This window comes from Streptomyces sp. NPDC093600 (genome assembly GCF_044764755.1).
Taxonomy (GTDB): Bacteria; Actinomycetota; Actinomycetes; order Streptomycetales; family Streptomycetaceae; genus Streptomyces.
This window is the reverse complement of sequence record NZ_JBIWIU010000002.1, coordinates 164,679-178,496: the sequence shown is the minus strand read 5'-3', so window position 1 is coordinate 178,496 and position 13,818 is coordinate 164,679. Positions and strand designations below refer to the sequence as shown.

General features: G+C 70.7%; 14 protein-coding genes. 4 read left to right on the top strand and 10 right to left on the bottom strand.

The window, feature by feature from the left end:
- Positions 1 to 97 precede the first annotated feature (97 nt).
- Positions 98 to 1,474, top strand: a complete 1,377-nt coding sequence (locus ACIRB4_RS06440) for an FAD-binding oxidoreductase (RefSeq protein WP_403288862.1) — start codon at positions 98 to 100, stop codon at positions 1,472 to 1,474.
- A 25-nt stretch (positions 1,475 to 1,499) separates the two neighbouring features.
- Here ACIRB4_RS06440 and ACIRB4_RS06435 read toward each other — a convergent pair whose 3' ends face one another.
- Both ACIRB4_RS06435 and leuA read right to left on the bottom strand, forming a co-directional pair.
- A complete protein-coding gene (locus ACIRB4_RS06435) occupies positions 1,500 to 2,192 on the bottom strand; it encodes a TerB family tellurite resistance protein (protein WP_403288861.1) in 693 nt (230 codons plus the stop codon).
- 255 nt (positions 2,193 to 2,447) lie between these two features.
- Positions 2,448 to 4,205, bottom strand: a complete 1,758-nt coding sequence (gene leuA / locus ACIRB4_RS06430) for a 2-isopropylmalate synthase (protein WP_403288860.1) — start codon at positions 4,203 to 4,205, stop codon at positions 2,448 to 2,450.
- Positions 4,206 to 4,500: 295 nt separating this feature from the next.
- On the opposite strand from leuA, the gene ACIRB4_RS06425 reads away from it, so the two are divergent.
- Together ACIRB4_RS06425 and ACIRB4_RS06420 are read left to right on the top strand one after the other, a co-directional pair.
- The gene (locus tag ACIRB4_RS06425; RefSeq protein WP_403288858.1) at positions 4,501 to 5,565 is read left to right on the top strand and encodes a M4 family metallopeptidase; all 1,065 of its coding nucleotides are present in this window, start codon (positions 4,501 to 4,503) and stop codon (positions 5,563 to 5,565) included.
- A gap of 27 nt (positions 5,566 to 5,592) precedes the next feature.
- The gene (locus ACIRB4_RS06420) at positions 5,593 to 5,856 is read left to right on the top strand and encodes a protealysin inhibitor emfourin (RefSeq protein ID WP_403288857.1); all 264 of its coding nucleotides are present in this window, start codon (positions 5,593 to 5,595) and stop codon (positions 5,854 to 5,856) included.
- Between the two features lie 18 nt (positions 5,857 to 5,874).
- Here the strand turns inward: ACIRB4_RS06420 and era are convergent, their stop codons facing one another.
- The 4 genes from era to ACIRB4_RS06400 all read right to left on the bottom strand — a co-directional run bounded on the left by era (position 5,875) and on the right by ACIRB4_RS06400 (position 9,082).
- Positions 5,875 to 6,816: a GTPase Era gene (era, locus tag ACIRB4_RS06415; RefSeq protein WP_403288856.1), complete on the bottom strand. Its 942-nt coding sequence runs from the start codon at positions 6,814 to 6,816 to the stop codon at positions 5,875 to 5,877.
- A 147-nt stretch (positions 6,817 to 6,963) separates the two neighbouring features.
- Complete coding sequence (locus ACIRB4_RS06410; RefSeq protein ID WP_403288855.1) at positions 6,964 to 7,326, bottom strand: cytidine deaminase; 363 nt, start codon at positions 7,324 to 7,326, stop codon at positions 6,964 to 6,966.
- A gap of 26 nt (positions 7,327 to 7,352) precedes the next feature.
- Complete coding sequence (locus tag ACIRB4_RS06405; RefSeq protein ID WP_403288854.1) at positions 7,353 to 8,075, bottom strand: hypothetical protein; 723 nt, start codon at positions 8,073 to 8,075, stop codon at positions 7,353 to 7,355.
- Positions 8,076 to 8,194: 119 nt separating this feature from the next.
- Positions 8,195 to 9,082, bottom strand: coding sequence for a helix-turn-helix transcriptional regulator (locus ACIRB4_RS06400; RefSeq protein WP_403288853.1), 888 nt, complete (start codon positions 9,080 to 9,082; stop codon positions 8,195 to 8,197).
- Between the two features lie 91 nt (positions 9,083 to 9,173).
- Here ACIRB4_RS06400 and ACIRB4_RS06395 point away from each other — a divergent pair, with 91 nt between their 5' ends.
- The gene (locus tag ACIRB4_RS06395) at positions 9,174 to 10,586 is read left to right on the top strand and encodes an MFS transporter (RefSeq protein WP_403288851.1); all 1,413 of its coding nucleotides are present in this window, start codon (positions 9,174 to 9,176) and stop codon (positions 10,584 to 10,586) included.
- Here ACIRB4_RS06395 and ACIRB4_RS06390 read toward each other — a convergent pair.
- Genes ACIRB4_RS06390 through ACIRB4_RS06375 form a run of 4 tightly spaced genes read right to left on the bottom strand, consistent with a single transcriptional unit; the run spans position 10,567 to position 13,764 of the window.
- Positions 10,567 to 10,920, bottom strand: coding sequence for an MmcQ/YjbR family DNA-binding protein (locus tag ACIRB4_RS06390; protein ID WP_403288849.1), 354 nt, complete (start codon positions 10,918 to 10,920; stop codon positions 10,567 to 10,569). The genes ACIRB4_RS06395 and ACIRB4_RS06390 overlap by 20 nt on opposite strands.
- A complete protein-coding gene (locus ACIRB4_RS06385; protein ID WP_403288847.1) occupies positions 10,917 to 12,215 on the bottom strand; it encodes a hemolysin family protein in 1,299 nt (432 codons plus the stop codon). Before ACIRB4_RS06385 ends, ACIRB4_RS06390 begins: the two co-directional genes overlap by 4 nt.
- A 16-nt stretch (positions 12,216 to 12,231) precedes the next feature.
- Positions 12,232 to 12,729, bottom strand: coding sequence for an rRNA maturation RNase YbeY (gene ybeY / locus ACIRB4_RS06380; protein ID WP_356888617.1), 498 nt, complete (start codon positions 12,727 to 12,729; stop codon positions 12,232 to 12,234).
- Between the two features lie 12 nt (positions 12,730 to 12,741).
- On the bottom strand, positions 12,742 to 13,764 hold the full coding sequence (locus ACIRB4_RS06375) for a PhoH family protein (protein WP_403288845.1): 1,023 nt from the start codon (positions 13,762 to 13,764) through the stop codon (positions 12,742 to 12,744).
- Positions 13,765 to 13,818 lie beyond the last annotated feature (54 nt).

Sequence of the window (13,818 nt, the reverse complement as noted above, 5' to 3'; positions counted from 1 at the left end):
CGGCTCCCCCTGGGCAGATCCACCCACTGGCGGCCCACGCCCGATATGGGCGGTTCGACCGATGCCCGTGCCGGGCCCGCCGGCCTACAACGGGTCCATGAACACCCTGACCGCTGATCTCTCGCTCGACCTGCTGCGCGGTGCCGTCCGCGGCGACGTCGTCGCCCCCGGCGACCCGTCGTACGACGAGGCCCGCCGCGTCTACAACGCCCTGCACGACCGCCGTCCGGCCGTCGTCGTACGGGCCGTCGACGCCGGCGACGTGATCGCCGGCCTCCTCTTCGCCCGTGACAACGGACTGCCCCTCGCGGTCCGCGGCGGCAGCCACTCCGTCGCCGGTCACGGCACCGTCGACGACGGTCTCGTCGTCGACCTGTCCCGGATGCGCGGGGTGCGGGTGGACCCCGCGGCCCGCACCGCCCGCGTCGAGGGCGGCTGCACCTGGGGCGACTTCGACCACGCCACGCACGCCTTCGGCCTCGCCACCACCGGCGGCGTCATCTCCACCACCGGCGTCGGCGGTCTCACCCTCGGCGGCGGCATGGGCCACCTCACCCGCCGCTACGGCCTGAGCTGCGACAACCTCCTGTCGGCCGATGTCGTCACCGCCGACGGCACGCTGATCACCTGCGACGCCGAGCGGCACCCCGACCTGTTCTGGGCGCTGCGCGGCGGCGGCGGCAACTACGGCGTCGTCACCTCGTTCGAGTTCCGGCTGCACCCGGTCTCGGACGTCCTCGGCGGAGTCGTGCTCTTCCCGCCGAACGCCGAGGTCGCCCGCCGCTGGCGGGAGATGAACGCCGAGGCGCCGGAGGAGCTGAACACGCTCCTCGTGACGATGCTCGGGCCGCAGCTCCCGTTCCTGCCGGAGCGCTGGCAGGGCCGCCCGGTCTGCGGCGTCGCCGTCTGCTTCAGCGGCCCCGCCGAGGAGGACGAGAAGGTCCGCGCCCGTCTCGCCGCGCTCGGGCCGGTCCTCGGGCAGGCCGTCGACCGGGTGCCGTACCCGGCGATCAACACGCTCTTCGACGAGGACCTGCCACCGGGCCTCTACCACTACTGGAAGGGCAACTTCAGCCGTGAACTGACCGACGGCGCCATCGACGTCCACATGGAGTTCGGGCAGACGATGCCGTCGATGCAGTCCGACACCGCGATCTTCCCGATCGACGGGGCGTGCCACCGGGTCGGCGCCGAGGACACGGCGTTCGCCTACCGCGACGCGGCCTTCTCCGCCTCGTTCGGCGCCAGCTACACCGATCCCGCCGACACGGAGCGGAACATCGCCTGGACCCGGGCGTACGACGCCGCGCTGCGCCCGCACACCCAGGAGGCCGGCTACGTCAACTTCATGGACACCGACGACCAGAGCCGGGTACGCGTCAACTACCGGCAGAACTACGACCGCTTGCGGGCGGTCAAGCGACGCTACGACCCCGACAACGTCTTCCGCCTCAACCACAACATCGCGCCGTAGGGGCACGCGCCGTAGGGGGTACGGCTCAGAGCAGCGTCCTCGCGGTGGTGAGCAGCCGGGCGGTGTCGTCGGCGCAGAGCGCCAGGGCGTTGCCGACGGTGCTCAGCACGTCCCGCTCGGCCGCGCTGTACGGACCGTCGGCGAGGGCGATCCGGGCTCCCTGGAGCAGGATCGACTCCCGTCCGGAGGCGGCCAGGTGCGGGGTGAGCGGCTCCAGGGCCTCGTGCAGCTCGATGGCGAGGGCGGCGCCGCCGCCGCCCACGTCGGGAAGGAAGCGGCCGGTGTCGGCCGCCAGCGCCTCGACGAGGTCGGTCAACTGGGTGGCGGTGCACTCGGCGAAGCCGGCCGCCCGGACCGCCGTGACCGCGGTGTCCACCGCCGTACGGGAGGAGGCGCCGCCCGCCGCGAGCACGGCGAGGGCGACGGTGTGCACGGCGTCCCGCAGCATCGCGGAGAAACGGCTCGTCGTCGGGTGGTCGAGCACGTCCGTACCGAAGTGGGTGTGGCACGCGGCGCATTCGATGACCGGCCCGGCGGCTCCGCGGGGCAGGACCGGCACTCCCAGGACGGCGAACCGCCGGCGGCCGGTCCGGCGCCGGTAGTTGCGGTCGCCGCCGCACTCCTCGCAGAAGAACTCACCGTCTCCGACGGTGTTCCAGGAAGTACGAATGCCGCAGACGCCCACTTTTCGACAACGTGACTCTCGGGCAGACCGCACGTCGCACCTCCCTTAACGACACGGCAACACTGCCGACGTGGGCGTGATGTTAACCACATCTGTGATGTGGCGTCAGCACCTCGTCGTCAGATCGCCATCGACATGGCCGAGACCCGCCACGGCCCCCAGTCGCCTCATCGAGGCGGCCGGGGGCCGAAAGACGCGGTCAGCGCGTCAGAAGGGGCGGGTGCGGCGGTGGTGAACCATGTGGGTGACGGGTTCGTCACCGACCGGAACCGATGCCCGTACGGAGCGTCAGCGTGCGGCCCGGTTGACGGCCGAGATGACGGCCTTCAGCGAGGCGCGGGTGGTGTTGGCGTCGATGCCGATGCCCCACAGGACCTTGCCGTCGATGGCGCACTCGATGTACGAGGCGGCCTGCGCGGAGGCGCCCTCGCTCATCGTGTGCTCCTGGTAGTCCAGCAGCCGCGCGTCGACGCCGATGGACTGCAGGGCGTCGAAGAAGGCCGAGATCGGGCCGTTGCCGGTACCGCTCAGCACGGTCTCGACGCCGTCCACGACCGCCTCGACGGTCAGGGTGTCGGTGCCGTCCGTGTCGGAGGTGGTCTGGCCGGAACGCAGCTGGATGCGTCCCCAGGCGTTCTCCGGGTTCGGCAGGTACTCGTCCTGGAAGACGGACCAGATCGCGGCCGGGGTGACCTCGCCGCCCTCGGTGTCCGTCTTCTGCTGGATGATCTTCGAGAACTCGATCTGCATCCGGCGCGGCAGGTCCAGCTTGTGGTCGTTCTTCAGGACGTAGGCGATACCGCCCTTGCCGGACTGGGAGTTGACCCGGATCACGGCCTCGTAGGAGCGGCCGACGTCCTTCGGGTCGATCGGCAGGTACGGAACGGCCCACTCGATCTCGTCGACGGTCTTGCCCGCGGCGGCCGCGTCGGCCTCCATGGCGTCGAAGCCCTTCTTGATGGCGTCCTGGTGGGAGCCGGAGAAGGCGGTGTAGACCAGGTCGCCCGCGTAGGGGTGGCGCGGGTGGACCTCCATCTGGTTGCAGTACTCGGAGGTGCGGCGGATCTCGTCGATCTGCGAGAAGTCGATCTGCGGGTCCACGCCCTGCGAGAACAGGTTCATGCCCAGGGTCACCAGGTCGACGTTGCCGGTCCGCTCGCCCTGCCCGAACAGGCAGCCCTCGATACGGTCGGCGCCGGCCATGATGGCCAGCTCGGCGGCCGCCACCGCCGTACCGCGGTCGTTGTGCGGGTGCACGGACAGGCAGATGTACTCGCGGCGGGTCAGGTGGCGGGACATCCACTCGAACCGGTCCGCGTGCGTGGACGGCGTCGAACGCTCCACGGTGGCGGGCAGGTTGAGGATGATCTCGCGGCCCTCCTCGGGCTGCCAGACGTCGCAGACCGCCTCGCAGACCTCCAGGGCGAAGTCCAGCTCGGTGTCGGTGAAGATCTCCGGGCTGTACTGGTAGCCGAAGATCGTCTCGTCGCCCAGCAGCTTGTCCGCGTACTCCATGACCAGCCGCGTGCCGTCGACGGCGATCTGCTTGATGTCCTCCTTCGAGCCGCGGAAGACGACCCGGCGGAAGGTGGGTGCGGTGGCGTTGTACAGGTGGACGGTGGCGCGCTTGGCGCCGACCAGGGACTCCACGGTCCGCTCGATCAGGTCCTCGCGGGCCTGGGTCAGTACGGAGATGGTGACGTCGTCCGGGACCGCGCCCTCTTCGATGATGGAGCGCACGAAGTTGAAGTCGGTCTCGCCGGAGGAGGGGAAGCCGACCTCGATCTCCTTGTAGCCCATGCGCACCAGCAGGTCGAACATCTCGCGCTTGCGGGCGGGGCTCATCGGGTCGATCAGGGCCTGGTTGCCGTCGCGCAGGTCCGTGGACAGCCAGCGGGGCGCCTTGGTGATGCGCTGCTCGGGCCAGGTCCGGTCGGGGATGTGCACGGCCTCGTACCGGCCGTACTTGTGGATCGGCATCCCGGACGGCTTCTGCATCTGGGTGGCGTTGGTGATGGGCGTGGGGCGGCCAACGGGCTGGGACATTGCGTAGGGCTCCTCGGGTCCAGCTGGGGAGGGACGGCCGACTGTCGAACGCAACACCAGGTCCCGCGGGGAGGGGGTCGGCCTACGACTACAGGCCCTCGCCGCGGCAGCTAAGGAGAAGCAGCCCGAAACGCATGATGTGCCGCAGCCTAGCTCAGGACGGCGGAGTCCGGACGTCCTGTTTCAGTATGCGGGACGACCAACTCACCAATGTGAAAAAGTGACGAATCACTCCATTTCGCGGATCCTCGTCGCATCTCGTGACAGCCCCATGACTCAGTGCGACATTGCTGGGATGACCTCCCCCGCGCACCACCCTGTCTTCTGCTCGATCGTGCCGCCTCACCTGCTGGAGCACCTGGCCCGGTCCGCCGACCCGGCGATCGCGGCCGTGGCCCGCCGGACCCTGGTCGCGGACGCCGCCACCCGGACGGCCCGCACGCTCCCGCACGCCGCCTCCACCTCCGCCACGGCTCCGGCGCCCGCCGACCCGGCCCGCCCGCGGCGCACCGTGTACGACGCCCAGCGCCGGACCGAGCTGCCGGGCGTCGAGGTCCGCGGCGAGGGCGACGAGGCGACCGGCGACGCCACCGTCAACCGCGCCTACGCCGGGCTCGGCGCCACCTTCGACCTCTTCCTGAACGCCTACGGCCGCGACTCGATCGACGGCGCCGGCCTGCCGCTCCTGGCGACCGTCCACTACGACGAGAACTACGGCAACGCCTTCTGGAACGGCGAGCAGATGGTGTTCGGCGACGGCGACGACGAGATCTTCCTCGACTTCACCCTCCCCGTGGACGTCATCGGCCACGAGCTGACGCACGGCTTCACACAGCACACCGCGAACCTGGAGTACTTCAGCCAGTCCGGCGCCCTCAACGAGTCCGTCTCGGACGTCTTCGGCTCGCTGGTGAAGCAGTACGCGCTGGGCCAGAGCGCCGCGGACGCCGACTGGCTGATCGGCGAGGGCCTGTTCCACCCGAACGTCCAGGGGACGGCGCTGCGCTCGATGAAGGCTCCGGGCACGGCGTACGACGACGACGTCCTGGGCAAGGACCCGCAGCCCGGCCACATGGACGACTACGTCCGCACCAGCCAGGACAACGGCGGCGTGCACATCAACTCCGGCATCCCCAACCACGCGTTCTATCTGGCGGCGACCGAGCTGGGCGGCAACGCCTGGGAGCGGCCGGGGCAGATCTGGTACGACGTGATGACCGGGGGGACGCTCACCCCCGGGACCCGGTTCGACGAGTTCGCCAAGGCCACGGTGGCGGCGGCGAAGGCGCGGTACGGCGACGGGGCGGAGATCCAGGCCGTGATGAAGGCCTGGGCGACCGTGGGCCTACCGACGGACTGACGGACGGCGGACTGGTAGACAGGGCCCATGCGTATTCGAGTGCGGCGCACCGGCGGCTTCGCGGGCATCGAACGGTCGGCCGAGGTGGAGACCTCCGACCAGGAGGACGCCGTGGAATGGCACACCCTGGCCGACGCCGTCCTCAGAGACGGCGAGGACGACGGCCCGGAGGTGCCGGACGGCTTCTCGTACGAGATCACGATCGACGGCGCGACGGTCCACTGCGCGGACCCTCGCCTGACGCGGGTACAGCGGGCCCTGATCAGAAAGGTCCTCAAGGAGGGCGCCTAGGCGCCCTCCCGAAAGAGCCTAGAAGCCGAGCTTGCGGAGCTGCTTGGGGTCCCGCTGCCAGTCCTTCGCGACCTTCACGTGCAGGTCGAGGAAGACCGGGGTGCCGAGCAGCGCCTCGATGTGCTTGCGGGACTTCATCCCGACCTCCTTCAGGCGGCTGCCCTTCGGGCCGATGATGATCCCCTTCTGGCTGGGGCGCTCGATGTAGACGTTCGCGTGGATGTCGAGCAGCGGCCGGTCCGCCGGGCGGCCCTCGCGGGGCAGCATCTCCTCGACCACCACGGCGATCGAGTGCGGCAGCTCGTCGCGTACGCCTTCCAGCGCGGCCTCGCGGATCAGCTCCGCGACCATGACCTGCTCCGGCTCGTCGGTGAGGTCGCCCTCCGGGTAGAGCGGCGGGGACTCGGGCAGGAGCGGGATCAGCAGGTCCGCGACGAGCTGGACCTGCTGGCCGCCGACGGCCGAGACCGGGACGATCTCCTGCCACTCGAAGCCCAGCTCCTTGCCGAGCTGATCGATGGCGATGAGCTGCTCGGCGAGGGTCTTGGAGTCGACGAGGTCCGTCTTGGTGACGATCGCGACCTTCGGGGTCTTCTTGATCCCGGCGAGCTCCTTGGCGATGAAGCGGTCGCCGGGGCCGAGCTTCTGGTCGGCGGGCAGGCAGAAGCCGATCACGTCGACCTCGGCCCACGTCGTGCGCACGACGTCGTTGAGCCGCTCACCGAGGAGCGTGCGCGGCTTGTGGAGGCCCGGCGTGTCCACCAGGATCAGCTGCGCCTCCGGGCGGTGCACGATGCCTCGGACGGTGTGCCGGGTGGTCTGGGGCCGGTTGGAGGTGATCGCCACCTTCTGGCCGACCAGAGCGTTCGTGAGAGTGGACTTGCCCGCGTTGGGGCGGCCGACGAAGCAGGCGAAGCCGGCCCGGTGGACGGCTTCGGAATCTTGGTTACGAGCGCTCATGGGGGCCATTCTCCCCGATGCGGGACCCCGTCACGTACTCAGTGCCCCGCGGCGCCGTACGCGCGGCCCGCTCGGCGGCCGGCCGGGGTGGGCGCGCGAAGGGGGCCCGGCACATGGCCGGGCCCCCTTCGTGCTGCTCGGACGGGTTCAGCCCGCCGTGACCGCCGCCCGCAGCTGCCCGTCGGGGCCGGCGAGCAGGACCGGGGTCTCGGGGCCGCCGAGGTCCCGTACCGCGGCGCGGTCCGCGTCCGACGCCGCGTCGGCGGTGGAGACGACGGCCGCCGCCTCCAGCGACCGGGCGCCGCTGGCGACGGCCATGGCGACCGCGGTCTGCAGCGCGCTCAGCCGGAGCGACTCCAGGGCCACGGTCCCGGCCACGTACGTCCGCCCGGTCTCGTCCCGTACCGCCGCGCCCTCCGGCACACCGTTGCGGGCGCGGGCGCTGCGCGCCAGCGTGATGATCTTGAGGTCCTCGGCGCCGAGGTCGCCGTGCTCGCGGTTGAGTGTCATGCCCCGAGCATAGGTCGGGGCACGGATCAGCTCTGCGCGCCCTTGACGAACTTGTCGGCGGCGAGCTTGGCGAGGGCGTCGAAGTCCTTGTGGCCGGAGGCGTTCGCCGGCACGTGGACGATCTTGGCGACACCGGTGCCCTGCCGCACGACCATCATGTTCGACTCGATGTTCATGGACATCTGCGCCAGCTTCATCTTCAGCCGGAAGGCGTGCGACTCCTCGCCCGCCTTCGGGCCGGTGAGCCTCTCGGCCGTGACGGTCATCTTCATGCCCTGGAGGTCGGCGGCGAACCCCTTGCAGGTGTCCAGCGAGGTGCCCAGCGCCTTGACGAAGTCCGTGGCGCCGGCGGCCGGGTAGGTGAAGACGTCCGTGCTGAGCACGCTCTCGGCGTTGCCGCGCTCGAAGTGCGCGGACGGGCCCATGGTCGCGCCGTTGATCTTCTTGGCGACGATGCCGGCGAGCGGCTGGCACTCGGGCTTGTCGGCCGTCGGATTCGGGGTGTCCGGCCCGGTGGAGGTCTTCCAGCCGGAGGGCAGGTCCTTCAGCTCCAGCGTGGCCGCCTTCATCTGAGCCGCCGTCAGCGGCGTCGCCGGCGCCGGGGCCGCCGACGTCGTCTGCCCGGCGGCCGGCTTGTCGGCGCCCTTCTTCGTGGTGTCGGCGGCGTCGCCGCCACCGCACGCGGCGGTCAGGGAGAGCGCGGAGACGGTGACGACGGCGGCCAGGCCGTGACGAACGCGGGTACGCATGATGAATGAGCCCTTTGCGGTACGAGGGTGGGGAACTGCCCGGTACCGGTGGGGGACGGCCCGATCGCGAGGAGCCTATACGGGCCCACTGACAACGTCGTAGGGGATTTGAGCCTTGTTCATCCGGCCACCGGGAACATCGCTCCCCGCCGCCCCTCCGGGGAGACCAGCCACTCCAGCTTCGCCGCCGTGTCCGCCTCCGCCAGCGGCGTGTGCAGCACGATCACCAGGTCCGGCCGGGCGGGGACCCTGAGCTGCGTCGCTTCGAGCACCAGCGGGCCCGCCACCGGGTGTTCCACGGTCTTGCGGTGCTGGCCGCCCGGCTTGATGTCCCGTCGCTCCCACAGCGCGGCGAACTCCGGGCTGGCCGCCTTCGCCTCCTCGACCACCGCGCGGAAGCCCTCGTCGTCCGGGCACTCCGAGCAGGCGGCCCGGAACTGGGCGACGACCTGGGGCGCGAGCTCCTCCCAGTCCCCGGCCCGGGAGCGGTAGAGCGGGTCGGTGAAGAAGGAGAGGAGGCAGTTCCGGGGGGCCTCGGGCCGCATGCCCAGCACGATCGACGCCGACTCGTTGTACATGACCGTGTTCCAGTACGCGTCCATGATGTGCGCGGGGAACGGCATCCAGGCGTCGATCAGCCGGCGCAGCCCCGCGCACATGTCGAGCGCCTCGGGGTCGACTTCGGGTGCGGGCGGGTTGAGGCCGGCGAGCACGTACAGATGGCGCCGCTCGGCCGGGCTGAGCCGCAGCACCCGCGTCACCGAGTCGAGCACCTGCGGGGAGACCTTGATGTCCCGGCCCTGCTCAAGCCACTGGTACCAGGAGACGCCGACACCGGCCAGGACCGCGACCTCCTCGCGGCGCAGTCCGGGGGTGCGGCGGCGTGCCCCGCCGTCGGGAAGGCCCGCCTCTGCGGGGGTGACCCGGGCCCGACGGCTCATCAGGAACTCGCGCAGTTCGGCCAGTCGATGCGCCTTGGCGTCGGTGTTCTCGACCGCAGTGGCCACGTGCGCTCCTCCCCCGGGGATGTCTGGTGGTACGACCAACAGGATAAGTACCCGCTCCCCAGGCTTGTTCCCGTGCGCCGAGGGTGGGGCCATGGCAACCCTGACCTCTCCTCCGACCACCCCCGCCGCTCCCCCGGCGCTGACCGGCCGTGCCCGGCTGGTCCTCTTCGTGCTGTGCGCGGCCCAGTTCATGGTGGCGCTCGACTTCTCCGTCCTGAACGTGGCGCTGCCGGTGCTCGGCGCGGACCTCGGCCTCGGGCACTCGGCGCTCCAGTGGGCGGTCACGGCCTTCGCGCTGCCCTCGGGCGGCTTCCTGCTGCTTTTCGGGCGGATCGGCGACCTGTACGGGCGCAGGAAGCTCTTCCTCGCCGGACTGGCGCTCTTCGGGACGGCCTCCGTGCTCGCGACCTTCGCCTGGGATCCGGCGTCCTTCCTCGCGGCGCGGGCCCTGCAGGGCGTCGGCGCGGCGGCGATCGTGCCGACCGGGATGTCCCTGCTGACCACCACCTTCCCCGAGGGGCCGCAGCGCGACCGGGCGCTGGGCATCTCCGGCACCCTGCTCTCCCTGGGCTTCACCATCGGCATGGTGCTCGGCGGTGTCATGACCGACACGCTCGGCTGGCGCTCCACCATGGGCCTGCTGGCGCTCTTCAGCCTGATCGTGCTGCCGCTGGCGCCGGGCCTGCTGCCGGAGTCCAGGACCCCGGACCGGCCACGGCTGGACGTGCCGGGCGCGGTGACGGTGACCGGCGGGCTGCTCGCGGTGATCTACGCCCTGTCGACGGCGGCCGAGCGCGGCTTCGGCGGCGCGGACGTGCTGGTGTCCCTGGTGGCGGGCGTGGTGCTGCTCGTGGTCTTCGCGATCGTGGAGTCGCGGCACCGGGCGCCGCTGGTCTCCCTGCCGATGCTGCGGCGGCGTACGGTCGCCCTCGGCAACCTGGGCGGGCTCGTGACGTTCTCCATGATGTCCACGGTCGTCTTCGTGCTGACCCTGTACCTGCAGGAGACGCTCCGCCTGTCCGCGCTCGCCACCGGTCTGGTCTTCGGTGTGCAGGGCGTCGTGTCCGTCTTCGCGGGGTCGGTCGCGCCCCGGCTGATCGGCCGGTTCGGCGCCCGCCGCACGCTGGTGTACGCGCTCGCGGGGCAGGGCCTGTTCGTCGCCGCGCTGCTCGGCATCGGAGAGGAGTCGGGCGCGCTCCTGGCGGGAGTCGCCGTCTCGCTGGCGTCCATGTGCCACCTGGGCGCGATCATCTCGTACGGTCTGACCGTCACGTCCGGCGTCCCGGACTCCGAACAGGGCCTGGCCACCGGTCTGGTGACGACGACCCAGCAGGTCGGCATCACCGTCGGCATCCCGCTGCTCGGGGTCCTCGCGACCACCGGCGGGGAGCTGTACGGCGGTGTGCGCACCGTTCTCGCCGTCGATGCGGCGATCGTGCTGGCGACGGCCCTGCTCCTCGCCGTCGGGCTGCGCGAGCGCAGCCCTAAGGGTGGTCGAGCCTGAGGCGCACGGCGCGGGGGAGGCCGGCGACCACCAGGTCGTACGAGTCCTCGATGAGCTCCCGGACCATCCGGTCCGGGAGCCCGGCGACCGTCACCGTGTTCCAGTGGCGCTTGTTCATGTGGTAGCCGGGGGCGACGGCCGGGTGTTCCTCCCGGAGCCGTACCGCCTCCTGCGGTTCGCACTTGAGGTTGATCCGCAGCGGCTCGGCGTCCAGCGCCGAGAGCGCGAACATCTTCCCGGCGACCTTGAAGACGGAGGTCTCCGGGCCGAACGGGAACTCCTCCGTCGCGTCGTTGAAGTCCAGGCAGAAGGCGCGCAGCTCGTCGGGGGTCATTCCGGTGCCTCCTCCGGTCGCGCGACCGGTTCCACGAGGACGGTGACGATCTTGTTCCGGCGGCCGGCCGGGGACTCGGCCGTCAGGCGCAGCGCGCGCCCGTCCGGGAGCTCCACGGCCGCCTCGGCGCCCGCGATCGGCACCCGGCCGAGCGCCTTGGCGAGCAGTCCGCCGACGGTCTCGACGTCCTCGTCGTCGTACTCGTCGGCGCCGAGGCCGTACAGCTCGCCGAGGTCGCCGATGTCCAGGCGGGCCGTGACGCGGTAGCGGTCCTCGCCGAGCTCCTGGACCGGGGGCAGCTCGCGGTCGTACTCGTCGGTGATCTCGCCGACGATCTCCTCCAGGATGTCCTCGATGGTGACGATCCCGGCCGTGCCGCCGTACTCGTCGATGACGACGGCGACGTGGTTGCGCTCCCGCTGCATCTCCCGCAGCAGGTCGCCGGCGTTCTTGGTGTCCGGTACGAACGCGGCCGCCCGCATCGCCGTCGAGACCAGGTCGTTCTCGGCGTCCCGGTTGATGTGCGTCCTGCGGACCAGGTCCTTCAGATAGACGATGCCGACGATGTCGTCCTCGTTCTCGCCCGTGACCGGGATGCGCGAGAAGCCGGAGCGCAGCGCCAGGGTGAGGGCCTGGCGCACGGTCTTGAACCGCTCGATGCAGACCAGGTCGGTCCGGGGCACCATCACCTCCCGTACGAGCGTGTCGCCGAGCTCGAAGACGGAGTGCACCATACGGCGCTCCTCGTCCTCGATCAGCGACTCCTGCTCGGCGAGGTCGACCATGGCGCGCAGCTCGGCCTCGGAGGCGAAGGGGCCCTTGCGGAAGCCCTTGCCGGGGGTGAGGGCGTTGCCGATGAGGATCAGCAGCTGCGGGATCGGGCCCATGACCCGGGCCAGCGGCAGCAGGACGTACGCGGCGACGGTGGCCGTGTTCAGCGGGTGCTGGCGGCCGATGGTGCGCGGGGAGACGCCGACGGCGACGTAGCTGACGAGCACCATCACCGCGATGGCGATGAGGAGCGCCTCCCAGGTCTCCGGGAACTCCTCCAGGCAGGCGTAGGTGACGAGGACCCCGGCCGCCGTCTCGCAGGAGACGCGGACGAGCAGCGCCAGGTTGAGGTAGCGGGTCGGGTCGGAGGCGACCTGGACCAGCCTGTCGGCGCCGCGCCGCCCCGACCGTACGGCCTCGGCGGCGCGGAAGCTGGAGACGCGGGCGATGCCGGCCTCGGCGCAGGCGCCGAGCCAGGCGACGACGACGAGGGCGACCACGCCGAAGATCAGCGATGCGTTCATCGGCTGCTGCGGGGGTTCAGGAGACGGTCGGCGCCGGGGAGGGGCCGGTCAGGCCCTTCTCCGCGCGCCAGCCGTCGACGATGGCCGCCTGGAGGCCGAACATCTCGGCCTTCTCGTCCGGCTCCTCGTGGTCGTAGCCGAGGAGGTGCAGCACGCCGTGGACGGTCAGGAGCTGGAGCTCCTCGTCCATGGAGTGCTGCGTGGGCGCGTCCTCGCCCTGCTTCTTGGCGACCTCGGGGCAGAGCACGATGTCGCCGAGGAGCCCCTGCGGGGGCTCCTCGGTGTCCTTCGCCGGCGGACGCAGCTCGTCCATCGGGAAGGACATGACGTCCGTCGGGCCGGGCAGGTCCATCCACTGGATGTGCAGCTGCTCCATGGCCTCCTCGTCCACGACGATCACCGACAGCTCGGAGAGCGGGTGGATGCGCATCCGCGCGAGGGCGTAGCGGGCGATGTCGAGGATCGCCTGCTCGTCGACCTCGGTTCCGGACTCGTTGTTGACGTCGATCGACATGGTGCGGCTGGTCTACTTCCCGTTGCGGCTGTCGTACTTCTCGTACGCGTCGACGATACGGCCGACGAGCTTGTGCCGTACGACATCGTGGGACGTGAGCCGGGAGAAGTGGACGTCGTCCAGGCCCTCCAGGATCTCCTGGACCTGGCGCAGGCCGCTCTTGGTGCCGCCGGGGAGGTCGACCTGGGTGATGTCACCGGTGATGACGATCTTCGAGTCGAAGCCGAGCCTCGTCAGGAACATCTTCATCTGCTCCGGACTGGTGTTCTGCGCCTCGTCGAGGATGATGAACGCGTCGTTCAGCGTCCGTCCCCGCATGTACGCGAGCGGCGCGACCTCGATCGTGCCCGAGGCCATCAGCTTCGGGATCGAGTCCGGGTCGAGCATGTCGTGCAGCGCGTCGTACAGCGGCCGCAGATACGGGTCGATCTTCTCGTACAGGGTGCCCGGCAGGAAGCCGAGCCGCTCACCCGCCTCGACGGCCGGCCGGGTCAGGATGATCCGGGTGACCTGCTTGGACTGCAGGGCCTGGACCGCCTTGGCCATGGCCAGATACGTCTTGCCGGTACCGGCGGGGCCGATGCCGAAGACGACCGTGTGCTTGTCGATCGCGTCGACATAGCGCTTCTGGTTGAGGGTCTTGGGGCGGATGGTGCGGCCCCGGCTGGAGAGGATGTTCTGGGTGAGCACCTCGGCCGGGGTCTCCTGGCCTGCCTCCGCCTTGCCGTTCTCGCTCGCCCTGAGCATGGCGATCGAGCGTTCCACTGCGTCCTCCGTCATCGGCTGCCCGGTGCGGAGCACCAGCATCATCTCGTCGAACAAGCGCTGGATCAGTGCGACTTCCGTCGCCTCGCCCACCGCGCTGACCTGGTTCCCCCGGACATGGATGTCGGTCGCGGGGAACGCCTTCTCGATCACGCGCAGCAACGCGTCACCGGAACCGAGAACGGTCACCATCGGGTGCTTGGCGGGGACGGTGAAGTGGGCGCGGGTCTCGCCCGGTGCGCCATTGGGGGCTGTGGGTGTCTGAGTCATGGGCCGGCACTTGGCCTGCACATACCTCCCGTTGCAGGGTTCTCGCCGCTCGAC

Bases quoted from the DNA above. Each gene is read 5' to 3' on its own strand.
- ACIRB4_RS06375 (WP_403288845.1), bottom strand. From the start codon at position 13,764: ATGACTCAGACACCCACAGCCCCCAATGGCGCACCGGGCGAGACCCGC.
- era (WP_403288856.1), bottom strand. From the start codon at position 6,816: ATGAGCGCTCGTAACCAAGATTCCGAAGCCGTCCACCGGGCCGGCTTC.
- ACIRB4_RS06410 (WP_403288855.1), bottom strand. From the start codon at position 7,326: ATGACACTCAACCGCGAGCACGGCGACCTCGGCGCCGAGGACCTCAAG.
- ybeY (WP_356888617.1), bottom strand. From the start codon at position 12,729: ATGTCGATCGACGTCAACAACGAGTCCGGAACCGAGGTCGACGAGCAG.
- ACIRB4_RS06425 (WP_403288858.1), top strand. From the start codon at position 4,501: ATGACCTCCCCCGCGCACCACCCTGTCTTCTGCTCGATCGTGCCGCCT.
- ACIRB4_RS06440 (WP_403288862.1), top strand. From the start codon at position 98: ATGAACACCCTGACCGCTGATCTCTCGCTCGACCTGCTGCGCGGTGCC.
- ACIRB4_RS06395 (WP_403288851.1), top strand. From the start codon at position 9,174: ATGGCAACCCTGACCTCTCCTCCGACCACCCCCGCCGCTCCCCCGGCG.
- ACIRB4_RS06390 (WP_403288849.1), bottom strand. From the start codon at position 10,920: ATGACCCCCGACGAGCTGCGCGCCTTCTGCCTGGACTTCAACGACGCG.
- leuA (WP_403288860.1), bottom strand. From the start codon at position 4,205: ATGTCCCAGCCCGTTGGCCGCCCCACGCCCATCACCAACGCCACCCAG.
- ACIRB4_RS06405 (WP_403288854.1), bottom strand. From the start codon at position 8,075: ATGCGTACCCGCGTTCGTCACGGCCTGGCCGCCGTCGTCACCGTCTCC.
- ACIRB4_RS06420 (WP_403288857.1), top strand. From the start codon at position 5,593: ATGCGTATTCGAGTGCGGCGCACCGGCGGCTTCGCGGGCATCGAACGG.
- ACIRB4_RS06385 (WP_403288847.1), bottom strand. From the start codon at position 12,215: ATGAACGCATCGCTGATCTTCGGCGTGGTCGCCCTCGTCGTCGTCGCC.